Annotated in this window: 23 protein-coding genes; 9 read left to right on the top strand and 14 right to left on the bottom strand. The window is 63.5% G+C overall.

The genetic code is table 11. The features are described from left to right. Nucleotides 1-90: 90 nt before the first annotated feature. From ABSY17_RS09115 to ABSY17_RS09080, 8 genes are all read right to left on the bottom strand, one after another. Nucleotides 91-1,215 carry an efflux RND transporter periplasmic adaptor subunit gene (locus ABSY17_RS09115; protein WP_378949536.1) on the bottom strand — a complete coding sequence of 375 codons (1,125 nt, stop codon included), beginning with the start codon at nt 1,213-1,215 and terminating at the stop codon, nt 91-93. A 52-nt stretch (nt 1,216-1,267) separates the two neighbouring features. Further along, a complete protein-coding gene (locus ABSY17_RS09110; protein WP_378949533.1) occupies nt 1,268-1,876 on the bottom strand; it encodes a TetR family transcriptional regulator in 609 nt (202 codons plus the stop codon). A gap of 175 nt (nt 1,877-2,051) precedes the next feature. Next, nucleotides 2,052-3,791, bottom strand: coding sequence for a cation:proton antiporter (locus ABSY17_RS09105; RefSeq protein ID WP_378949530.1), 1,740 nt, complete (start codon nt 3,789-3,791; stop codon nt 2,052-2,054). 161 nt (nt 3,792-3,952) lie between these two features. Further along, the gene (locus ABSY17_RS09100) at nt 3,953-4,483 is read right to left on the bottom strand and encodes a GNAT family N-acetyltransferase (RefSeq protein ID WP_378949527.1); all 531 of its coding nucleotides are present in this window, start codon (nt 4,481-4,483) and stop codon (nt 3,953-3,955) included. A 6-nt stretch (nt 4,484-4,489) separates the two neighbouring features. Then, the gene (locus tag ABSY17_RS09095) at nt 4,490-5,053 is read right to left on the bottom strand and encodes a helix-turn-helix domain-containing protein (RefSeq protein WP_378949524.1); all 564 of its coding nucleotides are present in this window, start codon (nt 5,051-5,053) and stop codon (nt 4,490-4,492) included. A 248-nt stretch (nt 5,054-5,301) separates the two neighbouring features. Beyond that, a protein-coding gene (locus ABSY17_RS09090) for an IS3 family transposase (protein WP_378942677.1) occupies nt 5,302-6,470 on the bottom strand; the annotation gives its coding sequence in 2 pieces (ribosomal slippage) (nt 5,302-6,206 and nt 6,206-6,470; 1,170 coding nt in all). Between the two features lie 51 nt (nt 6,471-6,521). Then, a complete protein-coding gene (locus ABSY17_RS09085; RefSeq protein ID WP_378949521.1) occupies nt 6,522-6,740 on the bottom strand; it encodes a hypothetical protein in 219 nt (72 codons plus the stop codon). Nucleotides 6,741-6,889: 149 nt separating this feature from the next. Beyond that, a complete protein-coding gene (locus ABSY17_RS09080) occupies nt 6,890-7,783 on the bottom strand; it encodes a branched-chain amino acid aminotransferase (protein ID WP_378949518.1) in 894 nt (297 codons plus the stop codon). Between the two features lie 240 nt (nt 7,784-8,023). Between ABSY17_RS09080 and ABSY17_RS09075 the strand changes: the two genes are divergently transcribed. Beyond that, nucleotides 8,024-8,554 carry a MarR family winged helix-turn-helix transcriptional regulator gene (locus ABSY17_RS09075; protein WP_378949515.1) on the top strand — a complete coding sequence of 177 codons (531 nt, stop codon included), beginning with the start codon at nt 8,024-8,026 and terminating at the stop codon, nt 8,552-8,554. Then, complete coding sequence (locus ABSY17_RS09070) at nt 8,544-9,263, top strand: response regulator (RefSeq protein WP_378949512.1); 720 nt, start codon at nt 8,544-8,546, stop codon at nt 9,261-9,263. Before ABSY17_RS09075 ends, ABSY17_RS09070 begins: the two co-directional genes overlap by 11 nt. Nucleotides 9,264-9,408: 145 nt before the next feature. On the opposite strand, the gene ABSY17_RS09065 is transcribed toward ABSY17_RS09070, so the two are convergent. Next, nucleotides 9,409-11,604, bottom strand: a complete 2,196-nt coding sequence (locus tag ABSY17_RS09065; RefSeq protein WP_378949509.1) for an esterase-like activity of phytase family protein — start codon at nt 11,602-11,604, stop codon at nt 9,409-9,411. A 400-nt stretch (nt 11,605-12,004) separates the two neighbouring features. Here ABSY17_RS09065 and ABSY17_RS09060 point away from each other — a divergent pair, with 400 nt between their 5' ends. Beyond that, nucleotides 12,005-13,402 (top strand): ATP-binding protein, encoded by a 1,398-nt coding sequence (locus ABSY17_RS09060; protein WP_378952548.1) that lies wholly within the window; start codon nt 12,005-12,007, stop codon nt 13,400-13,402. A 49-nt stretch (nt 13,403-13,451) separates the two neighbouring features. Here ABSY17_RS09060 and ABSY17_RS09055 read toward each other — a convergent pair whose 3' ends face one another. The 3 genes from ABSY17_RS09055 to ABSY17_RS09045 all read right to left on the bottom strand — a co-directional run bounded on the left by ABSY17_RS09055 (nt 13,452) and on the right by ABSY17_RS09045 (nt 14,957). Next, nucleotides 13,452-13,811, bottom strand: a complete 360-nt coding sequence (locus tag ABSY17_RS09055; RefSeq protein WP_378949506.1) for a tRNA-binding protein — start codon at nt 13,809-13,811, stop codon at nt 13,452-13,454. Nucleotides 13,812-13,820: 9 nt separating this feature from the next. Beyond that, nucleotides 13,821-14,321, bottom strand: a complete 501-nt coding sequence (locus ABSY17_RS09050) for a YbjN domain-containing protein (RefSeq protein WP_378949503.1) — start codon at nt 14,319-14,321, stop codon at nt 13,821-13,823. Nucleotides 14,322-14,642: 321 nt separating this feature from the next. Continuing rightward, a complete protein-coding gene (locus ABSY17_RS09045; protein WP_378949500.1) occupies nt 14,643-14,957 on the bottom strand; it encodes an accessory factor UbiK family protein in 315 nt (104 codons plus the stop codon). Nucleotides 14,958-15,159: 202 nt separating this feature from the next. Here ABSY17_RS09045 and lgt point away from each other — a divergent pair, with 202 nt between their 5' ends. The 6 genes from lgt (at nt 15,160) to ABSY17_RS09015 (ending at nt 20,827) form a co-directional block, all read left to right on the top strand. Beyond that, nucleotides 15,160-16,014, top strand: a complete 855-nt coding sequence (gene lgt / locus ABSY17_RS09040) for a prolipoprotein diacylglyceryl transferase (protein WP_378949497.1) — start codon at nt 15,160-15,162, stop codon at nt 16,012-16,014. Beyond that, nucleotides 16,011-17,096, top strand: coding sequence for a class I SAM-dependent methyltransferase (locus tag ABSY17_RS09035; protein WP_378949494.1), 1,086 nt, complete (start codon nt 16,011-16,013; stop codon nt 17,094-17,096). Before lgt ends, ABSY17_RS09035 begins: the two co-directional genes overlap by 4 nt. Before the next feature lie 107 nt (nt 17,097-17,203). Further along, a complete protein-coding gene (gene pgeF, locus ABSY17_RS09030; protein ID WP_378949491.1) occupies nt 17,204-17,995 on the top strand; it encodes a peptidoglycan editing factor PgeF in 792 nt (263 codons plus the stop codon). A gap of 4 nt (nt 17,996-17,999) precedes the next feature. Next, nucleotides 18,000-19,151 carry a M24 family metallopeptidase gene (locus ABSY17_RS09025; RefSeq protein ID WP_378949489.1) on the top strand — a complete coding sequence of 384 codons (1,152 nt, stop codon included), beginning with the start codon at nt 18,000-18,002 and terminating at the stop codon, nt 19,149-19,151. Between the two features lie 44 nt (nt 19,152-19,195). Beyond that, complete coding sequence (locus ABSY17_RS09020) at nt 19,196-19,777, top strand: hypothetical protein (protein WP_378949486.1); 582 nt, start codon at nt 19,196-19,198, stop codon at nt 19,775-19,777. Nucleotides 19,778-19,891: 114 nt separating this feature from the next. Then, nucleotides 19,892-20,827, top strand: coding sequence for a ribose-phosphate pyrophosphokinase (locus ABSY17_RS09015; protein ID WP_378949483.1), 936 nt, complete (start codon nt 19,892-19,894; stop codon nt 20,825-20,827). 75 nt (nt 20,828-20,902) lie between these two features. On the opposite strand, the gene chrA is transcribed toward ABSY17_RS09015, so the two are convergent. Together chrA and ABSY17_RS09005 are read right to left on the bottom strand one after the other, a co-directional pair. Continuing rightward, nucleotides 20,903-22,234 (bottom strand): chromate efflux transporter, encoded by a 1,332-nt coding sequence (chrA, locus tag ABSY17_RS09010; RefSeq protein ID WP_378949480.1) that lies wholly within the window; start codon nt 22,232-22,234, stop codon nt 20,903-20,905. Between the two features lies 1 nt (nt 22,235). After that, nucleotides 22,236-23,039, bottom strand: a complete 804-nt coding sequence (locus ABSY17_RS09005) for a chromate resistance protein ChrB domain-containing protein (RefSeq protein WP_378952545.1) — start codon at nt 23,037-23,039, stop codon at nt 22,236-22,238. Between the last annotated feature and the right edge of the window lie 7 nt (nt 23,040-23,046).

The following is a 23,046-nucleotide window of genomic DNA, read 5'->3' as shown; positions in this document are numbered from 1 at the left end:
GACCGTCTTCCGCGGCGGCGATGCACAGGGTTCAATATCCTGGCTGCCATGCTGCACCGGCCGCATGGCAAGCTGATCGGGGTCTTCGGCTTAGTTCGTCGCGTTGGCTGCGCGTTGCTCCGGCAGCTTGACCTTCAGGTTCTCGGTCATGAACTGCGTGCCGGCCGCGACCACCAAGTCGCCGGGCTGCAGGCCCTCCGCCACCTGAACGCCGTCGGCGACGAACTCGGCGACCTTGATGCCGCGGGCATGCACCGTATCGGCACCTTCCTTCACCACCCACACGATGTTCTTGCCCTCCTGCCTGGCGAGCGCGCTGAGCGGGATCGACACCATCTGCTGCTTGCTGTCGATGCTGGCAGCGATCCGCGCCGTCATGCCAAGCAGCACGCGGGCGTCGTCGGGCAGGCTGATGCGCACCGAGAACGTCCTGGACTGCGGGTCTGCGCTGCCGGCCACTTCGCGCACCTTGCCGTCGAGCAGGATCTGGTCGTAGGACCAGAAGGTCACCGTCACCGGCTGGCCCGGCGCAAACTGGGTGATCTCCAGTTCCGGCACCGCGATCTGCACTTCCTTTTCGCCGTCGACGGCGACTGAAACCACCGGCGTTCCGGCGCCGACGACCTGGCCGGTATCGGCATTGATGGCGGTGACGATGCCGCTCTGGTCGGAGCGCAGCTCGGCATAGGCGACCTGGTTTTCGGCCTGCTTCAGCGATGACAGCGCTGCATCGCGTTGCGAGGCCGCCTGCTTGTAGGCAAGGGCAGCCTGCTCGCGCTGTGCTTCGGAGGCGAATTTCTTGGCAAACAATTGCTCGGCGCGCTGGTCGGCCAACAACGCCGTCTCGACCTGCTGTTCGGCAGCCGCAAGACTGGCCTCGGCACCGGTCACGGCCAGTTGGTAGTCGGTCGGGTCGATGCGCGCGAGCAGATCGCCGGGGCTCACCTTGTCACCGATGTTGACCACCCGTTCAGTGATCTTGCCGGCGACACGGAAGCCGAGATTCATTTCGGTCCGAGCCCGCACTGCGCCCGAATAGTCGAGTTCGCGTGTCGTGCTGGTCTTGGCAATCTCGACGACCTTGACGGGTCTTGTCGCAGCGACAGTTTCCGTCTTCGCCTCGGAGCAGGCGGTAACGGCAACACCGATGGCAACGACGGCACTCATGCGCGCAAACGGGCGCACCTTCGCCTTGAAGGTTTGGAACGAAAACATCGTTCGCACTCCTGATTGTGTTCAGCTGTTAGGTGGCGGCCCGAGGCCGCGACTATTTCTTCAGTGCTCTGATCGAGAAGTCGATCAGTTGGTCGGGTGTCGAGCGATTGTCCTTCATCACGCACTGGGCCACCATTTGCGGATGGCAAAGTGTTGCCGTGGCAGCGCAAAAACAGCGCGCAGCCACCGCGGCATCCTGTTCGAAAAACTCGCCCGCCTCGATCCCCTCGGCGATGACGACGGTGATCAGATCGTGGATTCTGTCGATGTGCCTGTCGATGACATGCCAGTCGCGCTCGAGCGCGACGATGACCATCTCATGCACCTTTTCCTGGTCGAGCATCGTCTCGACGGTCAGGCGGTGCTCGTCCTGGATAAAGCGGCGCAGACGTTCCTCTGCGCTGAGCGGCAGCTTCGAATTGGCATAGGCCATCTGATAGACCGCATCGAGCATGCGGCCGCAGATCGCCTGGTGGATCTCCACCTTCGAGGCAAAGAAGCGGTAGATATTGGCGGGCGACATGCCGAGATCGCGGGCGATGTCGGCGACGTTCGTCTTGGCGTAGCCGTAGTGCCGGAACAGCCGCTCGGCTGAATCGAGGATGCGCCCGATATTTTCCTGCCGGGCGGCATCCACTTGGCTTTCGGCGACGTCGCTCATTTCATGCGCCCGATCTACGACTGACGATTTTCAACTTTCGTCATTCGTAATCCGTAAGCACCTCGGCGTCAATCCGCTGCAGTGCAAAATTTCGCACGGCAACGGCCTGGTGCGGTTCGACGCGCTTCCGCACGTGCACTGTGGCTCGTCCGTGGATGTGTCGGTAGCCAGCGGTTTACGCCGGTGGCGCCGCGGCACGCTGGTATTCGACGCTTCGCTCCACGGCGATGCGGTCCTTCAGCACCTCGTTCGAATAACCGAATTCGGCCAGTGCCCGTCCCGCCAGTTGCAGACCGGCTTCGACGGCGTCAGGTATGACGAACTCCGCCTCCGCCTCGTACAGCAGGCTGGCGTGCTCGGCGTCCTGCGCCCGCGCCAGCACCGGCAAGTCGCTGCGCATCCGCCTGACGGCATGCACCATCGCCGCTGCATCCTTTGCATCGTCGACCGTCACGATGAACATGCTCGCACCCGCCACGCCCGCCTGGGCGAGGATTTCGGGGCGCGACGCATCGCCGAGATAGACCTTGCGCCCGGCCTTGCGCTCGCGCGCCACGATCACCGGGTTGCGCTCCAGCGCCACGATGTCGGCGTCCTCCGCATCGAGGATGCGCGCGATCGTCCGCCCGACGCGGCCGAAGCCGGCGATCACCACATGGCCGCGTAGATCGGGAAAGGTCTCTGCCACGGCCTCGCCTGCCGCCCTCTTGTCGACGCTTGCAGCAAGCCGTCGCCCGAAATGAGCCATCGCCGGCGTGAGCAGCATCGAAAGGCCGGCAATGCCGGTGACCAGCGTGGCGGTCGGCGCATCGAGCACATTCACCGCCGTGGCTGTCGTCACGACCACGAAGGCGAACTCGCTGGCCGGTGCGAGCAGGAATGCCGTCTCGATGGCGTGGCCCGCCGCGACACCGAAGGCGCGGCAGGCAACCGTGGCGATGATTGCCTTGACCGCAAGCAGCATCACCAGCCCTGCGACGACAAGTCCGAGCTCGCTCCAGATGGTCGCGAGGTCGAGGCCGATGCCCACCGTCATGAAGAACAGGCCGAGCAGCAGCCCCTTGAACGGCTCCAGATCGACTTCAGCCTGATGCTTGAACTCGGTTTCACCAAGCAGCAAGCCGGCGAGGAACGCACCCAGCGCCAGCGACAGTCCGGCGGCGGCAGTGAAAACGGCGCCGCCGACAATGACCAGCAGCGTCAGCCCCATCAGGAAATCGCGGCCGCCGGCCCGCGCCGCCATGCGGAAGGCATCCTTCAGCACAAAGCGGCCGAACAGCAGGATGACAGCGACCGCGACACCGCCCTGCACCAGCGCTTCGAGCAGCGCGCCGAAGAGATTGGCTTCCTGGCCCTGCGCCAGGAAGCCGATCAGGATCAGGATCGGCGCCACCAGCATGTCCTGGAACAACAGCACCGAAAGTGCTGCCCGCCCGACCGGGCCTGCGGCGCGTTTCTCCTCGGTGAGCGTCTGCATGACGATGGCCGTGGACGAAAGCGCCAGTGCCAGCCCGATTGCCAGCGCGGCATGGCTTTCGGCTCCGACCAGCGCGACGATCGCCGTGATCGCGATCACGCTTGCCATCGCCTGCAAGCCGCCGGCGCCGAATACCATCCGGCGCAGCGACCAGAGTTTTTCGAAGGACAGTTCGGTGCCGAGCAGGAACAGCAGGAACAGCACCCCGAGTTCGGCGAAGGGCTCCGCCGCCACCGGGTCGGCGAAGGTCAGATGTTCGAGCAGCGGCCAGCGCTCGGCCAGCGCGCCCATGCCGAACGGACCGAGTGCCAGGCCGGCAAGCAGGAAGCCGAGAACGGAAGGGATGCCCACGCGCCGCATCAGCGGCACCAGCACACCTGCCGCAAACAGGAAGACCAGCGCATCCTTGAGCCAGATTTCGTGAAGGTTCTCGCCCATCCTTGGTTCCCTGGCTTCAGCCGCCGCGCCGCGAGGTCAGAACCGGTCGGTCCGGCCGAAATGACATGCGATCTTTTATCCGGATACGAGCGGAAGCGAAGAGAAAATGTCTGATGTCGGGGGAGCGATTCCAGAGCGAGTGAAATGGAGCGCGTGCAGGCTCAGATCTGCTTGTACATGATCGTCGTCGCGTCGAGCCGCTCCCCGCCCATCGGGTCGCGCGCGTAGCCGGGAATGACGCCCACCGTTTGGTAGCCCAACTGCGCATAGAGCGGCTCGGCCTTGTCGCCGGTGCGCGTGTCCAGCGTCATCAGACTGCGCCCCAGCTCGCGGGCAAGCGTTTCGAGCCGGATCATCAATCCGAGCCCGATGCCCCTACGCCGGAAATCGGGATGCACCAGCAGCTTGTTGACGTCGGCCCGATGCGGCTGGTTGGGCATCGTATCGTAGCCGAGTTGCACCGAACCGACGATCCTGCCGTCGATCCTCGCCACCAGCACAATCCGCGAGCCCTCCTGCACCCCTGGCAGCACCTTGCTCGTCCAGAACCCCTCGCTGTCGGCGACAGAATAGGGCAGCACGAAGCCGATGCTCGCCCCGTCATGCACGCAGGCGCGAAGCAACGCACCGAGTTCGGCAACATTGGCCGCGATGTCGTCGGCTGAAAAGGTCGTAATGACGAGGTCGCTCATGATGCCTCACACGATGAACAGGATGTATTTCGCCCCCGATTGGGGCGGCGTGGCGAAAGCGCTCGGCCCGAACAACTGGTAGCGGAGGCAGTCGCCAGCCCGCAGGTCGTGGCTGCGGCCGTCGACCGTGATCTCCAGTTGCCCCTCGATCACCAGCAGGTGGTGCTCAAGCCCCGGCCGGGGCGGCGCTTCATAGGTGATGCGCACGCCCGCATCGAGTTCGCATTCAAGCACCTCGCCGGCCAGCGTCTGGGCCGGCGGCGACACCGAACGGCGCCTGAAGCCGATCTCCGGATCGACCCAGACCGGTTGCGCGTCCTTGCGCAGGACCGGTGCGAACTCGCCCTCCACCATGTGCATCAGCCTGGACATGGTCAGTCCAAAGGCCACGCAAAGCTTGCCGAGCACGCTCGCAGTCGGGCTGACGTCGGCGTTTTCAAGACGGGAAAGGGTAGCGCGGCTGACCGTGCTGCGCCTGGCCAGTTCGTCCAGAGACCAATTGCGCTCCGCCCGCAGCGACCTCAGCCGCTGCGCAATGCGCCGGTCGATGGCATCGTCACCCTCATCCATAAACGAGAAATATTCTCATATATGAGAATGAGTCAAGGATGCGCGCTACCGTGCCGGAGTGCGACATTGTCACGCTCGAACGAAAACACCGCGCTCGGCTTCGCTGTGGCAGCGCTGCCGACATCCTGCACCGCATACTCAGCCATAAGCCGAAGCCGCGCGTGTGGCAGGAAGTCCCGACCCGGGTCGCCCACCAGCACTTCGATGCCTGCTGTGGCCTGCCCCCCTCAGGTGGTCCGGGTTCAATTTTAGTGCATGATGGGTCTTGGCGCTATGGCCGGGGTGGCCGGCGAAGCTGGTCCGGGTTGCGCAGCCGGCCACAGGATCGCTTCCGGCGCAGGCGGTTTGTAGCCCAACGATGAATGCGGTCGCACCGTATTGTAATGTTGCCGCCAGCCTTCGATGACGATCTGGGCCTCCTTCAGCGTGTAGAAGATTTCTCCATCGAGCAGTTCATCACGAAGCTTCGAGTTGAAGCTCTCGCAATAGCCATTTTCCCAAGGGCTGCCGGGCATGATGTAGGCAGTTTTGGCACCGACGGTGGCGATCCATTCACGCAAGGCTTTGGCGATGAACTCGGGGCCATTGTCGGATCGAATGTGGCCAGGGATGCCGCGCAGGATGAACAGGTCGGACAGAGCGTCGATCACGTCGACGGCCTTCAACCTCCGGCTCACCTTGATTGCGATGCATTCCCTTGTGAACTCATCGATCACGTTGAGCATGCGGAATTTCCTTCCGTTGTGGGTGCGATCTTCGACGAAGTCGTAGGACCAGACATGGTTGGGATACTCCGGCCGCAGCCGGATGCAGGAACCGTCATTCAGCCACAGACGGCCTCGTTTGGGCTGCTTTTGCGGAACCTTCAGCCCCTCACGCCGCCAGATCCGCTCGACCCGTTTGACGTTCACCACCCAGCCCGCACGATGCAGCATCACCGTGATGCGGCGATAACCGTAGCGGCCATATTGGATGGCAAGCGCGATGATGTCGGCAGTCAAAGCCGCTTCATCATCCGGTGTCGTTGGAACCTTGCGCTGCGTGGAGCGGTGCTGACCAAGAACCCGGCACGCCCGTCGTTCGCGGACGCCAAGCTCGGCAACAACATGATCCACGCAGGCCCGGCGACGTGCGGGGCTTAGAAGTTTCCCCGCGCAGCTTCCGCCAGGATCATCTTGTCCAGGGTCAGGTCGGAGACGGCGCGCCGAAGCCGCGCATTCTCCGTCTCAAGTTCCTTCAGCCGCTTGACCTGATCGCCCTTCAGGCCTCCGTATTCCGACCGCCAACGATAATATGTAACTTCCGTCACACCTATCGATCGGACCGCTTCCGCAACCGATTTGCCCTGCGAAGTCAGAACATCAACCTGCCGCAGCTTCGTGACGATCTCTTCCGCGCTGTGTCTCTTCCTGGCCATTTCCTAAGTCCTCCATCGGCTCAAAAGCCATACATAAGGGAGGACCACTTTTCAGGGGGCAGACCAGCCGAGCATGCCGCTCAGCGCGCCCGCCGTCGCCGGATCGCCGAGCAGACTGCCGAGTATCTGCCCGCCGGCAATACCACCGACACCACCCGCAAGCAGCCTGGTCACCTGCCCCATCGCCGCCTGCTGGAGCGCTGCACCGATCGCCTGTCCGCCGATGATGCCAGTCACAATTTGTATGATGATAGGAAGTAGCGATTGCATCACATTTCCCTCCAAATTGCCGTCGGTTTCCTGCAACCGACGCCAACATGAGACGCCGAATTCGACGAAAGTCAAATTGACTGGAGCACAAGCAAAAAGGGCGGCCTTTCGACCGCCCTTTCGACATCTCAACTATTTGATACCGTGTATCATTCGGCAGCGATTGCGTGCTTGGGCTGCACCGCGACCGAGTAGTCGTTCATCAGCGTCTTGGCGATTTCGCCGACCTCGAATCGGTACTGGCCGATTTCGGAAACGGGCGTCACTTCAGCCGCCGTGCCGGTAAGGAAGCACTGCTCGAAGCCTGCCAGTTCCTCCGGCATGATCGCCCGTTCGATGACCTCAAGGCCACGGTCCTTGGCCAGACCGATGACCGTGCGGCGGGTGATGCCGTCGAGGAAGCAGTCGGGCTTCGGCGTGTGGACCTTGCCGTCCTTGACGAAGAAGATATTGGCGCCGGTGGCTTCCGCCACCTGGCCGCGCCAGTCGAGCATCATCGCATCGGCATAGCCCTTGGCCTCGGCCGCATGCTTGGACAGCGTGCAGATCATGTAGAGGCCGGCGGCCTTGGACTTGGAAGGTGCGGTGCGCGGGTCGGGGCGGCGCCATTCGGCGATGTCGAGACGAATACCCTTGAGCTTCTGCGCCGGATCGAAATAGCTCGGCCACTGCCAGATGGCGACGGCGACATTGATGCGGTTCTTGTGAGCGGCGACGCCCATTTCCTCGCTGCCGCGCCAGGCGATCGGACGGACATAGGCATCCTTGAAGCCCTGCTTCTTGAGCAGTTCGCGGCATGCCTCGTCGATCACGGCGACCGAATAGGGAATTTCGAAGCCCAGGATGCGGGCCGATTCATGCAGACGCTCGGTGTGCTCGGTCAGCTTGAAGATCTCACCGCCATAGGCGCGCTCGCCTTCGAACACCGCACTTGCATAGTGCAGGCCATGGGTTAGTACGTGAATCTTGGCGTCGGCCCATTTGATGAACTCGCCGTTCATCCAGATGAAACCTTCGAGCTGGTCGAAAGGAACGGATGCCATGGTAAACCTTCCCGCAGGCCAAGGCCTGCCTATCGTTTCGTATCTTTCATGTCGGCCCTCACAGGAGCCACCTTGGTACAGCGTAGGTGGTCGAGAATATCAAAGCAAACTCACGATGTTTCCAAAAAAACCACCGTACCTTGCCTTTTCGTTCGCAATCCGCCGAAAAGCTTGGCAAAAATTACCATCGCACCTAATTTATGTCAACAGTGCTGACATAAATTGACGAGCAGGATTCCTATGGCAACACGTAGCGGCGCAGCCGCCCACCCGATCCGCACCCCTGTGACAGCAGACGAAGGCATCGATTTCTCGATCATCGAGCTGATTTATTTCGCTTATCGCGACTTCACCTCGGATCCGGACCAGATCCTTTCGGAGTATGGATTCGGGCGCGCCCACCACCGCGTGCTGCACTTCGTCAACCGGATGCCCGGGCTGACGGTCGCCGAACTGCTCGACGTGCTCAAGATCACCAAGCAGAGCCTGGCGCGCGTACTCAAGCAACTGATCGATGCCGGCTACATCATCCAGGTCCAGGGCCCGCGCGACCGCCGCCAGCGGGAACTGTACCCGACCGCCAAGGGACGCGCCCTGACGCTCGAACTGGCGCGGCCACAGTCACGCCGCATCGATGCGGCACTGGAGGGCGCGGGTGAGACCGAGCGCGCCTGGATCGAACGATTTCTCAAGGCTATGGTCAATCCCGAGCTCAGGGTGCAGATTGACCATCTGCCCGGAAACAAACCGGGGAAAGACCATGAAGGATAAGGACAAGACAGCCAATCCGGCAGCGCTGGGCGACGATGCGCCCCACCTGCTCGTGGTCGATGACGACACCCGCATCCGCAACCTTCTCAAGCAGTATCTCAGCGAGAACGGTTTCCGCGTCACCGTGGCCGGCAATGCCGACGAGGCGCGGCGCAAGCTGCAGGGCCTCGACTTCGACCTGCTCGTCCTCGACGTGATGATGCCGGGCGAAACCGGCGTCGAGCTCACCAAGTCATTGCGCGACGAAAAGGACGTTCCGATCCTGATGCTGACGGCGCTGTCGGAGACCGACAGCCGCATCACTGGCTTGGAAGCGGGCGCCGACGACTATCTGCCCAAGCCCTTCGATCCGCGGGAGCTGATCCTGCGCATCAACAACATCCTGCGCCGCGGCGGTCCGGCGGCAACGCCCAAGGTCGAGCAGTTGGTGTTTGGCCCCTACACCTTCCAGATCGCCCGGCGCGAACTCAAGCGCGGCGGCGAAGCTCTCAAACTGACCGACCGCGAGCAGGAAATCCTCGCCATCTTTGCCGCCCGCGCCGGCGAGACCATCCCCCGCCATGAACTGGTGACCGGGGATGCCGAGGTCGGCGAGCGCACCATCGACGTCCAGATCAACCGCCTGAGGCGCAAGATCGAGCGCGACCCGGCCAACCCCGTCTGGCTGCAGACGGTGCGCGGCATCGGCTATCGCCTGAGCGTCGAATAGCCCAGCCCAGCCGACGGACATTTCGAGCCCGCATCGGCCCCCCCTCACCGCGCGTCCCCAAAAAGCAATGGGCGAGGCCTTGGCCCCGCCCATTTTTGTGATCTGCAAGCACGGCCGCCCCTTGGGGCGGCGCGCCGGAAAGAGCCTAATTCAGCTTGGCGACCGAGCCCAAGCGGATGAACAGCGTTTCGCCCGAAGAGTCGTCGACGCCGTCATTGTCGGTGACGACAAAGGCTTCGCCGGCCGCATCGATCGCAAAACCCTCGACCTTGTCGACGACATAACCGTTGGTCGCCGCCTTGAGATCAGGCAGCAGGTCGCGCACCAGGGCCTTTTCGACCAGCGGCAGCTCGCCGCCGAGCTTCGCCGGCTTGAAGCCGTAGAGAGCCACCGAATAGATGCGCTTATTGACCGCCTCATCGGCAATCAGGTTGTCGCGTTCGATGACGTAAAGCTTGCCGTCATGGGCGGTGATCTCAGACAGTCCGACCCAGCCCTTGCCCGTAGCCTCGAGCGGATAGCGCACCGCCGACCATTCCTTGGCCTTAGGCTTGTAGGCAAGTAGCTTGACCTGCCCCTTCGGGTCGTCAGCCCATTCGCGCTGGATCGCCATCACCAGCGTCAGCTCGTCGCCTTCGCCGATGGTGGTGATGCCCTCGAGGCCGAAGCGGGTCTCGTGCGCGAGCAACTCGGCCGGCAAGGCGATCTCTTCCTTGATCTCGCCCTTGGCGTTGACGTTGAAGATGGCGTGCGGGGTCAGCTTGTCGGTGCGGCCCTCCGAAGCGAGCCAGAAGCCGCCCTTGCCGTCATGCGCCAGGCCCTCAAGGTCGAGCTTCTGAGCTGGCTTGCCGTCACGGGTGACGATGGTCTTTTCGGTGATCAGCGCAGGCGTCTTGGTCGCATCGATGGTGAAGATCGCCGGCGCGGAACGATAGACAGAATCCGACACGGCGTAGAGCTTGCCGGCTTCCTTGGCGTCGGCGACCAGCCCGGAGAGCGCGCCCCAGCCGAGCGGAGTGCCATCGTCCTGGAAGCTCGAGACGATCTGCGGATAGGCGGCGGCACCGTCGCCGAGCTCGTAGACCATAACGTGGGAGCGGGCGAGACCGTCCTCGACCAGGTCGGTCTCATTGGCGGTGACCAGCAGGTTGCGCGACGGAATGGCGACAAGGCCCTCCGGACCGATGCCCGAAGGCAGCAGTTGGACGAATTCCGGCTCCTTGCCGGTGTCCTTGTAGACGCCAATGAGCGAGGCGCGCTCGGCGGCGACGAAGATGTAGTTCTGGCCGCCGAAGCTTGCGAATTCGAGGCCTTCCGGCTCGATGCCCTTCTTGTTGCGGGCATCCGGATAGTGGCCGGCGGCCGCTGCCTTGTATTCGAAGGACGGGCCGGATTCGAAAAGCACCTCGCCGGTCCTGGAGAAAATGGTGAAGCCGCGGGCACCGCCCTTGTAGTCGCCTTCATTGGCAACGACGAGGCGGTCGTTGTCGAGCCACTTGACCGCGTCGGGCTCGCGCGGGGCGTTCTCGACCTTGCCGGTGAAGGACAGGGCGCCGTCCTTCTTGGTGTCGACGTTTTCGAGCGTCACGTCACCGGCAGAGAAGTGCGAGACGATCTTGCCGCTGGCGGCGTCGACAATCGCGATGTGGTTGTTTTCCTGAAGTGTGACGGCGATCTCGCCGGCATCGTTGAAGGCGACGAATTCCGGCTCCGGGTCTTTCGGCGCGACGGTGGCGATACCGGTGAGGTCGATGGTCCTGATCGACGCGCAGTCCGCCGCGCCATCCTTCAGCGCCACGATCTTGAGATTGCCGGCCGGCAGCTGCGGCAGCTCGCCATCGTTGAGCTCCTCGTCACGCTCGTTTTCGATGGCAACGGCGAGGAACTTGCCGTCCTTGCTGAGCGCCACCGAGTCTGGCTGGCCGCCGAGATCGCAGCTGGCTTCGATCTTCCTCGAGGCGACGTCGATGACCGTCAGGTTGCCCGAAGGCTCCTGCTTGCTCTTCGACGTGTTGATGCCGGCGAACACCTTGCCGCCGAGCACGGTGACGGAGGTCGGCTCGCCCTCGATATTGACGATGCCCTGGGCTTTCGGCGCCTTGGGATCGGCAATGTCGATGAACCCGACGGCGCCCAGCGGGCTGTCAGAGTAGACCAGCGTCATGCCGTCCTCGGTGGCCGTGATGATCTCGGACGAAGTCAGCGTCGCCTTGTCGGCATCCTTGGGCAGGTTGGCCGCGACTGGGAAGGTGGCGATGCGGTTGAACGCCTGGTCGGCATGGGCGGGAAAGGCGGCGGACGCAGCGAGCGCGGTCGTCAGCAGCAGCAGCTTGCGGGACATGGGAAACCTCTTTGCCTGAACGGTTTAGCCGTTTCCGTTTGAGCGACAGACATCTCAGCGCGATGACAGCCGCATGATGGTTTCGTGACAGCCGACAACGAGGTCCTGCTACCTGGGTAGCGAGGTGAAATTCGGCTACACAAGTTGCCTCGCCGTCACCTGCAACCTATTTACCTCAGCATAGACACGGCCGACACATTCCAAACAAGATCCCCGTGTTGATCCGGCTGCGTGAGAAGAACCTTTGGAAGCAGTGGTGAGCACTCGATTGCCCGCCAATCCAAACCGCTGTTCCGAAAGCGCTCTTACACAACGGCCGAGCGTGGACTAGGATCGCCGCGAGCCGCCCGGGACAAGGTCCGGTCGGCGGCAGGCGGAAGGGCGAATGGCAACAACCGATATGCAAGGGGCCAGCGGCGGCACACTCGGGACACGCATGTGGCACGTACTGACGGCCGTGCCCAGGAGCTGGAACCGCTTCTGGCGGCGCGTTGCGCTGTACATGCCCAAGCGGCTCTATGCCCGCTCGCTGCTCATCGTCATCACGCCGATGATCCTGCTGCAGTCGGTGGTGGCGTTCGTGTTCATGGAGCGCCACTGGCAGACCGTCACCGTCAGGCTGTCGCAGGCGGTCACGCGCGACATCGCCGCCATCATCGACCTGCTCGACACTTTCCCGGAACAGGGCGACTACGCCCAGATCATCCGCATCGCGCAGGAGCGCATGTCGCTGAAGATCGACCTGCTGCCGCCCGACCCCCTGCCCGCGCCCGGCCCCAAGCCGTTCTTCTCGATCCTCGACCAGGCACTATCCACCGAGATCAGGAAGCAGATCAACAAACCCTTCTGGCTCGATACGGTCGGCAATTCCAGGATCGTCGAGGTTCGCGTCCAGCTCGACGACAAGGTGCTGCGCGTCTTCGTCCGCCGCAGCCAGGCCTATGCCTCCAACACCCATATCTTCCTGTTGTGGATGGTCGGCACTTCGCTTGTGCTGCTGACGATCGCCATCCCCTTCCTGCGCAACCAGATCCGTCCGATCCTGCAGCTCGCCGAAGCAGCCGACAGCTTCGGCAAAGGCCGGCCGATGCCGCCCAATTTCCGGCCGCGCGGGGCCGAGGAGGTGCGCCGTGCCGGCTTCGCCTTCATCCAGATGCGCGAACGCATCGAGCGCCAGATCGAGCAGCGCACGGCCATGCTGACCGGCGTCAGCCACGACCTGCGCACCATCCTGACGCGATTCAAGCTGCAACTCGCATTGTCCGGCGCCAAGCCAGACACCGAAGCACTCAGCCAGGATGTCGACGACATGCAGTCGATGCTCGAAGGCTATCTCGCCTTCGCCCGCGGCGAGGCAACGGAGGATCCCGGCAACTTCGACCTGAGCAACTATCTCGACAAGCTGGGCGAGGAAGCCCGGCTGCGCAACCGCAAGCTCAAGGTGACGCTGGTCGGCGAACCCGAGGTGCTTGTCCGGCCCAACGCGTTTTCGCGTCTGCTGCAGAACGTGGTCGGCAATGCCTTCCGCTATGCGGAGGAGGTCGAAGTCAAGGCCGTGCATGACCGCGGCATGCTGGTGGTGATGGTTGACGACAACGGCCCCGGCATTCCCGAGGAAAAGCGCGAGGAGGTGTTCAAGCCCTTCCTGCGCCTCGACGAGGCCCGCAATCTCGATTCGACCGGCACCGGGCTCGGCCTTGCCGTTGCCCGCGACATCGCCCGCAGCCATGGCGGCGACATCAAGCTCAGCGACAGCCCGCTCGGCGGCCTTCGCGCCGTCATCCGCGTGCCGGCCTAATCAAGCACCGGCCCGGGCCGAAGGGTCGCGAAGCAAATGTCGGGATCTTTTAGAACAGCCGGCCGCCGTCGGGCACCTTGCGCTCGATGGCGCCCAGCACCACGTCACCCTCGGCATCGGGAAAACCGAGTGTGAGCACCTCCGACATGAACGGCCCGATCTGGCGCGGCGGGAAATTGACCACGGCAAACACCTGCCGGCCGACCAGCGTGTCGGGCGAATAATATTTGGTGATCTGGGCCGACGACTTCTTAATGCCGATGTCGGCGCCGAAATCGATCTTCAGCTTGAACGCAGGCTTGCGCGCCTCGGGAAACGGCTCGGCTTCGACGATCGTTCCGGCACGGATGTCGACCTTGTCGAAATCGGCGAAGGTGATCTCGGGCTTGCGCCCGCCATGTGCGGTCATGCAGCTATCTCAGGCGTTGCCGTGCGTCTCGAACAGGACACTTGCCAGCGCGTCCTTGGCTGAGGTGCCCGACCAGACGACGAACTGGAACGCCTGGAAATAGCATTCGCAAGCCTCGAGCGCCGAAGACAGCAGAACTTCGACCTGCTGGCTGGTCGGCTCGACGCCGCCGGCAAGAAGCAGCGACTGGCGGAACATGATGGCACCTTCCGACTCCCAGAGGTCGAAATGGCCGAACAGCATCTGCTCGTTGATCAGCGACAGCAGCCGCAGGATCTCCAGCGTGCGGTTTTCCGGCACCTTGATGTCGAAAGCGCAAGCCAGATGCAGCGCCTCGAAATCCTCCATCCAGGAGAACGACACCTGGTATTCGGTCCAGTTGCCAACCACGGAAATCGAGATTTCGTCGTCGCCGGCGCGATCGAACGACCAGTCGTTGTTGTGCGCCACCTGCTCGATGACATCGACCGGATGGATTTCGCGCGAGAACTCGAGTTCGAGAAGTTCCATTAATGCTTCCTGTCGTTCCGGGCGCGTCATCGCGCTCCGCGCAGAGGACACACTCGACGAACAATCTTTTTTCTTGAACTCGGACGACCAGCGCTGCCGGACTCAATACCCCCCAGCCGGACCGCACCATCCGATGCACGACCCCGTTTCGAATCGTGCAGTAAATTCAGTGTATTGATCAGGAAACGCGTGAACAGCCCAATTTTTCGCACTGCCACATTAGGATGTGGAAACAGGCTGCGGCGCCGTTTCATCAAGCGCCTGTAAGCGATTCAGCACAAAGCACTTTTCCGGTTGGGGCTTTGTGGAAAAGTTAACGAATTATTTCTTCGCTCGGGGCTTGGCCGAAGCCGCAGGTGAGGCCTCATCGGCTGCTTCGCCGGCAAGCGAAGCGAGTTTCGCCTCGAGCGCCTCGATGCGGGCGGTCAAAGCCTTGTTCTCGGCACGAGCCTTGATCGCCATGTCGCGGACGGCCTCGAACTCCTCGCGCTGCACGACCTCGAGCGAGTTGATCACCTTTTCCGCCTGCGAGCGAAACGCCGTCTCGACCTCGCGCTTGACGCCCTGTGCGGCACCCGCTGCATCGGTCATCAGCTTGGCGAACTCATCCAGAATACGGTTCGGTCCGGTCGTCATGTCAAACCCTCGCGTTATGGTTTCGACGTAGTGGTGGAAGGAGTAGATTGCAAGGATATCGTGAGGTGTTCCGTCCACCAAACGCCGCGGCAAAAATTCGGGACGTTGCGAATGACTTCTCAGTGAGAGGCTGCCTGCCCGCCTTGACCCTGCCAAGACACTGCCGCATGGTCCGCCGCAATCGCCTGTCCTGGAGACTGATTTGAGCGAATATCTTGCCCTGCCGCTGGCCGCCCTGCCCTTTCCGAACATCGATCCTGTCATCGTGCAGATCGGGCCGATGGCCATCCACTGGTATGGGCTGGGCTATGTTCTGGGCATCCTGTTTGCCTGGTGGTATGCCAAGCGCCTGGTCACCGACACGCGCCTTTGGCCTGATGGCACGTTGCCGATGAAGCCAGAGGACATCGACGACTTCCTGGTATGGGCAGCAATCGGCGTCGTGCTCGGCGGCCGCACCGGCTACGTGCTGTTCTACGACCTGCCTCGCTACCTCGCCAATCCGTTCGACATCATAGCCGTCTGGCAGGGCGGCATGTCGTTCCATGGCGGCTTGCTTGGCGTCACGCTCGCCATGTTCCTGTTCGCGCGCAAGCGCGGCATCCTCGTCTGGTCGTTGATCGACGTCGTTGCTGCCGGCGTGCCCGTCGGGCTTGGTCTCGTGCGCATCGCCAATTTCATCAACTCGGAACTCTGGGGCCGGGTCACCGACGTTTCCTGGGCGGTCGTCTTCCCCAATGGCGGGCCCTTCGCACGCCATCCGAGCCAGCTTTATGAAGCCCTGCTCGAAGGGCTTGTCCTGTTCCTCCTACTGCGCTTTCTCACCCATTCGCGCCTCAAGCTGAAAACGCCCGGCTTCGTCGCGGGGGCCTTCGTCGCCGGCTATGGTGCCGCCCGCATCATCGTCGAGTTCTTCCGCGAACCCGACCAGCAGATCGGCTATCTGTTCGGCGGCTGGCTCACCATGGGCATGGTGCTGTCGCTGCCGATGGTGCTGATCGGCATCTGGGCGATGCTGTCGGCCAAGCCAGTGGCGCAACCCTCTCAACCGGCATGAACGCGCTCAAGCAGCGGATCGCCAGCCTCATCGCCACGTCGGGACCGATGAGCGTCGCCGACTACATGGCGTCATGCCTGTTCGATCCCGAACACGGCTACTACACGACGCGCGAGCCGTTCGGGGCTGCAGGCGACTTCACCACGGCACCCGAGATCAGCCAGATGTTCGGCGAACTGACGGCCGTCTGGCTCTATTCGGCATGGCGGGCGGCGGGCCGGCCGGCGCGTCCGACATTAGCCGAGATCGGCCCCGGCCGCGGCACGCTGATGAAGGACATGCTGCGGGTACTGCAGCGGCTCGACCCGGCCTTTGTCGCCGATGCGTCGGTGGCGCTGATCGAGACCAGTCCGCGGCTGCGCGGAGTGCAGAACCAGACGCTCGCCGCAAGCGGCGTCGACGTCGCCTGGCATGAGAGCGTCCAGACCCTGCCCGATGCGCCGCTGTTCATAGTCGGCAACGAACTGTTCGACGCCATCCCGACGCGACAATTCGTCAAGCTCGGAGCAGATTGGCACGAACGCGTCGTCGGCATAAACGAAGCGGACGAGCTCGTTTTCGCCGCGGGTCCTGCGACCTTCGAAGCGGCGCTGCTGCCGGCCGATGCCGCCGCCGCACCTGCAGGCTCGATCTTCGAGTTCGCACCGGCCCGCACAGCCACGATGGAGGCGATCGCCAAGCTCATCGCTGCCCACGGCGGCGCCGGGCTGTTCTTCGACTACGGCCACCTCAGCCCCGGCCTCGGCGACACATTACAGGCGCTGCGAAGGCACAAATACGACGACGTCCTTGCCAGTCCCGGCGAGGCCGACCTGACCTCGCATGTCGACTTTGCAGCACTCGCCACCGCAGCCAGACGCTATGGCCTTGATGCCCATCTGACGACGCAAGGCGAATTCCTGCTCGCCATGGGACTGCTCGAACGGGCCGGAAATCTCGGCGCCAAGGCCGACGAGACCGCGCGCGAGAAAATTCGCGCCGAGGTCCAGCGCCTCGCCGGCCCGGAAGCCATGGGCACCCTGTTCAAGGTCCTCGCCATAGCGCCCCGCGGAACGAAAATTCCCTTCCCCGGCATCAGTTGACAGCGAGCCGGCCTCGGCCTCACTGTCCGCGCTCGGGAGCCCGCACCGGGGCCTCGAGCCGCCGGCCAATCTTGACGAAGCAGCCTCCGGAGAGGACAAAAGCGGCCATGCTGAACGACTCGAAACTGGATCCTATCCGGTCCACCCTGCTCGCCAGCGCGGAAGCCAACGGCATCCGCCACGGTTACTTTACCCGCGTCGGCGGGGTCTCCCATGGCATCTACGAGGGGCTGAACATCGGCTCCGGCTCGGACGACGACCAGGCGCTGGTCGCGGAGAATCGCCGTCGGGTCGCCACCTGGATGGGTGTCTCCCCCGACCATCTGCTCAGCGTCCACCAGGTCCATTCGCCCGACGTCGTCGTCGCCACGGGTCCGTTCCTGGGCGTGCGCCCCAAGGCGGACGCCATCGTCACCGACCGGCCGGGCATCGCGATAGGCGCCTCGACGGCCGATTGCGGACCCGTGCTCTTCGCCGATCCCGAGGCGCGCATCATCGGCGCCGCCCATGCCGGCTGGAAGGGCGCTTTGTCAGGCGTGCTCGAAAACACCATCGTCGCCATGGAAGGGCTCGGCGCCCGGCGCGACCGCATCCTGGCCGTGCTCGGTCCTTCGATCAGCGCGGCCAACTACGAAGTCGGACCTGAATTCGTTGCCCGTTTCTCCGACGCCGATGCCGGTAATGCGCGCTATTTCGCGCCGTCGCAGAATCCCGGCCATTCGATGTTCGACCTCAATCTCTACACGGTGGATCGACTGAAGCGCGCCGGCGTTGCTGCCGAAATGCTCGACCGCTGCACCTATGCGGAAGAAGATCTTTTCTATTCCTACCGGCGCACCACGCACCGCAAGGAAGCAGACTACGGGCGGCAGATTTCGGCAATCGCACTGGAGGACTGACAGCATGGCGCTGCATTTCGAACGAACCGAATTCGACGCCCGGCGCGACCGGCTGATGATTGAAATGGCCGAAAAGAAGCTCGACGCCATCGTGCTCTTCGCTCAGGAAAGCATGTACTGGCTGACCGGCTACGACACGTTCGGCTTCTGCTTCTTCCAGTCTCTGGTCGTCATGGCCGATGGCTCGATGACGCTGCTCACCCGCTCGGCCGACCTCAGGCAGGCACGCCACACCTCGACCATCGACAACATCGTCGTGTGGACCGACCGCGACAATGCCAACCCGACGCTCGACCTGCGCAACCTGCTCAACGATCTCGGGCTCCTCGGCATGCGCATCGGCGTCGAATACGACACCCATGGACTGACTGCCTTCAACGGCCGCCGCCTCGACGAACAGCTCCAGACCTTCGGCCAGATTGTCGATGCCTCGGGCATCGTCGGGCGCCTGCGCCTGTTCAAGAGCCCGGCCGAGATCGAGAAAGCCGAAAAGGCGGCAAAGCTCTCCGACGACGCGCTCGACGCGGCACTGCCGCTGATCAAGCAGGGCGGCGACGAGGCCGAGATTCTTGCTGCCATGCAAGGGGCAATCTTCACCGGCGGCGGCGACTATCCGGCCAACGAGTTCATCATCGGCTCCGGCCCCGACGCGCTCCTGTGCCGCTACAAGTCCGGCCGACGCAAGCTCAACAAGAACGACCAGCTGACGCTCGAATGGGCCGGTGTGTTCAACCACTATCATGCGCCGATGATGCGCACCGTGCTCACCGGCAAGGCGTCGAAACGCCACCAGGAACTCTACGACGCCTGCCTTGACTCACTGCTTGCGGTCGAGAAGGCGATGACGCCGGGCAACAGCTTCGGCGATGTCTTCGACGCGCACGCCCGCTCGCTCGAAGCCAACGGCCTCACAAAGCACCGGCTCAACGCCTGTGGCTATTCGGTCGGCGCGCGCTTCACCCCGTCCTGGATGGACACGCCGATGTTCTACCAGGGCAATCCCGAGCCGATCGCGCCCAACATGACGCTGTTCGCCCACATGATCATCATGGATTCGGAGACCGAAACCGCCATGACGCTGGGCCGTACCTATCTGACCACCGAATCGGCGCCCAAGCCACTTTCCCGCCATGCTCTCGACTTGATCGTGCGGTGAATGCGATGAACGCTGGGGGGCGTTTGCCACGGAGTACCAGACAGATGAGACGTTGGTTGGGAGCCGCGGCAGGCTTGTCCGCGTTGTTGACCCTTTCGGCATGCACCAGTCCGAAGGATGTGCTCGAACCGTCGGCGATCGCACCGACCGACCAGTCGACCGCGCTGGCCCAGACAGAAGGCACCGACACGACAACTGCCGCGCCCACGGCAAGCGCCCCGACCACCACCGCAGCCCCGGCGTCGGTCATCCACAAGACGCGCGTGCAGTTTGCGCCGATTGTCGGCACGCCGGTCGAGGCGGCCGCCCCGCTCACCGAAAGACTTGGCATACAGGCCCGCACGCGTGGAATCACGCTGGCCGGTAGCACCGACACCACCGCGCCCAGCATCATCATGCGCGGCTATTTCTCGGCCTTCACCGAAGGCAAGGACACGACCGTCGTCTATGTCTGGGACGTCTATGATCCCGCCGGCACCCGGCTCCACCGCATCAACGGCCAGCAGAAGGCGCCCTCAGCAGGAAGCGGCGAGGCCTGGGCAGCGGTGGCCCCCGCGACGATGCAATCGATAGCCGACGCCACCATCGATCAGCTCGCCCAATGGCTCTCTACCCAGTCCGGCTGAGCCGCGACATTCCGTTGCGGTTCGCTGGTTTTTTGGGAATCCGACGCGAGTCGGCTTGCAATACGAGCCAAGGCCGCTAAAAGCCCGCTCATATTTCACTTCCAGGATCGGCGTATGAAACTCTTTGCGGGCAATTCCAACCGGGTGCTGGCAGAAGCTGTCGCCCGTTATCTCAACATTCCGCTCGGCAAGGCGAGCGTCAGGCGCTTCGCCGACCAGGAGATCTTCGTAGAGATCCAGGAGAACGTACGCGGCGAGGACGTCTTCATCCTCCAGTCGACCTCCTTCCCGACCAACGATCACCTGATGGAACTCCTCATCATGATCGACGCCTTCATGCGCTCGTCGGCACGGCGCATCACGGCGGTCATCCCCTATTTCGGCTACGCCCGGCAGGATCGCCGCGCCTCGGGCCGCACGCCGATCTCGGCCAAGCTGGTCGCAAACATGATCGCCCGCGCAGGCGCCAACCGCGTGCTGACGCTCGATCTCCATGCCGGCCAGATCCAGGGCTTCTTCGACATTCCGACCGACAACCTGTTTGCGATCCCGGTCATGGCGCGCGACGTCAAGGCCAAGTACAAGCAGATCGACAACGTCATGGTCGTGTCGCCCGACGTCGGCGGCGTGGTCCGCGCCCGTGCGCTGGCCAAGCGCCTCGATGCGCAGCTCGCCATCGTCGACAAGCGCCGCGAGCGTCCGGGCGAATCCGAGGTGATGAACGTCATCGGCGACGTGAAGGGCAAGGACTGCCTGCTGATCGACGACATCGTCGATTCCGGCGGCACGCTCTGCAACGCGGCTGACGCGCTGCTCGCCAAGGGCGCCACCAGTGTCACCGCCTATATCACCCACGGCGTTCTTTCCGGCGGCGCGGCTGCCCGCATCACCGGCTCGCAGCTCCAGGAACTGGTTATCACCGACTCAATCCAGCCGACCCAGGCGGTGCAGGACGCGCACAACATCCGCGTCATCTCCATCGGCGACCTGATCGGCGAGGCAATCGCCCGCACCGCCAGCGAAGAGTCGGTGTCGAGCCTGTTCGACTAAGCTTCCAGCCTGTCTGGCTGACTTATCAAAGCCCCGTCCCGCACTCCGGGATGGGGCTTTTCGTTTGGCCCTGCCTCAAGCGAACTGCCAAACCATTCCGGCCAGCGCCGACATCGCCAGCACCGCGATCATGTTGGCGCGATAGCGGATCAACGCCAGTCCGGCCCCCACCGCGATGCCGGCCGCCGCAGCATCGAAGCTGGCGGTATCGGGCACCGGCAGCACGAACGGCCCCCAGGCGGCTTCGCCGACCTTGCCGAACAGCACATGCAGCGCAAACCAGACCGCGAGGTTGGCAATGATACCGACTACGGCTGCCGTGACCGCCTGGAGCGCGCTGGCCAGCCAGCGCACATTGCGCACCGTCTCGACATAAGGCGCACCGACGAAGATCCACAAAAAGCACGGCACGAAAGTGAACCATAGCGTGACCGCAGCCCCCGCAACGCCGCCGGCGAGCGGCGCGAGGCTGGACAACCGGGCGCCGCCGAGGAAGCCGACGAAGACCAGCACCAGGATCAGCGGACCCGGCGTGGTTTCGGCGAGGCCGAGGCCGGTCAGCATCTCGTCCGGCTTCAGCCAGCCATGCACCTCGACCGCCTGCTGCGCGACATAGGCGAGCACGGCATAGGCACCGCCGAAGGTCACCGTCGCCATCTTGGAAAAGAACGTCGCCTCCGACGTGAAGACATGGCCCGGCCCGAGGACCTGCCACAGCACCACCAGCGGCACGAACCAGATGGCGAGCCAGATCGCCAGTGTCGTGAAAAAGCGGCGCGTGCTCGGCCTCGTCCATTCCGGCATCGCGTAGGCAATGTCCGGCTCGGCTTGGGCCGTTGCCTGCCGCCCGCCGCCGCCAAAAAGTTGAATGAGCGCGCCGACGATGGCCGCAACGAGGATGATCAGGGGAAACGGCAGCTTGAGAAAGGCGATGGCGATGAAGGCGGCAATTGCGAGCGCCACCATGAGGCTGCCCTTGAGCGCGCGTTTGGAAACCTTGACCAGCGCTTCGAGCACGACGGCCAGCACAGCCGCCTTCAGGCCGAACAGCAGCCCCTGCACTAACGTGACGTGGCCGACGGTCAGATAGATCGCCGACAGCAGCGTGAGGACCAGTGCGCCGGGCAGCACGAACAGCAGGCCGGCGACCAGCCCTCCCCTGATGCCGTGCATCAACCAGCCGGCATAGGTGGCAAGCTGCATCGCCTCGGGGCCCGGCAACAGCATGCAGTAGTTGAGCGCATGCAGGAATCGCGGTTCGTCGAGCCAGCGTTTTTCGTCGACGAGGATCTTGTGCATCAGCGCGATCTGCCCCGCCGGTCCACCAAACGACAGCAGGCCGATCTTGGCGAAGGTCCGCGTCGCCTCCCCGAATGATGGGGCGGGTCTTGGCGGCGTGGTATCCATGTCAGATCACCTTCGCCGGCCAGTTGTGAGTTTCATCAGTCGCATAGCGGCACCAGCCATAGAGCGCATCATAGATCGCCATGCCCTTTTCAAGCTGCCTGAGGTCGTCCTCCTCGAGGACCGATAGGCCGAGCGAGACGGCAAGCAGCCCCGCCGCCTGTGGCTCAAGGTCCAGCCGGGCCGTGTCGGCACCGCGCACGATGCGCGCCAGGTGCAACAGGGCCGGATCCGTCAGGCCGAACTCGGAGATCAGCGTGTCGAAGGTGCATTCGTCGCCCCGATGCGAATAATGCACGTCCTTGACATCGTAAGGGATGGCGCCGGTCTCATCGGCCACGTCCTTGACCCATTCGGCCGAGACGAATTGGAAGATAGCAAGCGGGTCGATGAAGCGCCTGATCAGCCAGGGACAGGCGATGCGGTCGATCTTCGGACGCGCCCGCGTCACCCATACGCTTGGTCGCGGCAGCCCCGCTTCAAGCCCGGGCGCCTCCCGCGCCACCACAGGGCCGCTGGCAGCCAGCCAGGCATCCATGCCGCCTTCGAGCATCGAGGAATCGGCCCCGGCAGCCATAAGCTTCGCCAGCGCGATCTCGCTGACATTGTGACCGTGCGCGCAATAGACGACGATCTGGCGCCGAGCCGGCAGTTGCCGCTGCCAGTCGTCGACCTCCATGTGATGGCGCCAAAGCGCGCCGGCAATCCGGGACGGTGCAGCGGCAAACACGTCTGCTCGACGCACGTCGATGATCAACGGGCAGCGATCGGTTCCGATGAGGGAATTCAGCTGTCGGGGTGAAATCATCCTGGGC

This window comes from Mesorhizobium sp. ANAO-SY3R2, assembly GCF_042466635.1.
Taxonomy (GTDB): Bacteria; Pseudomonadota; Alphaproteobacteria; order Rhizobiales; family Rhizobiaceae; genus Aminobacter.
This window is presented reverse-complemented; position numbering and strand designations above follow the sequence as displayed.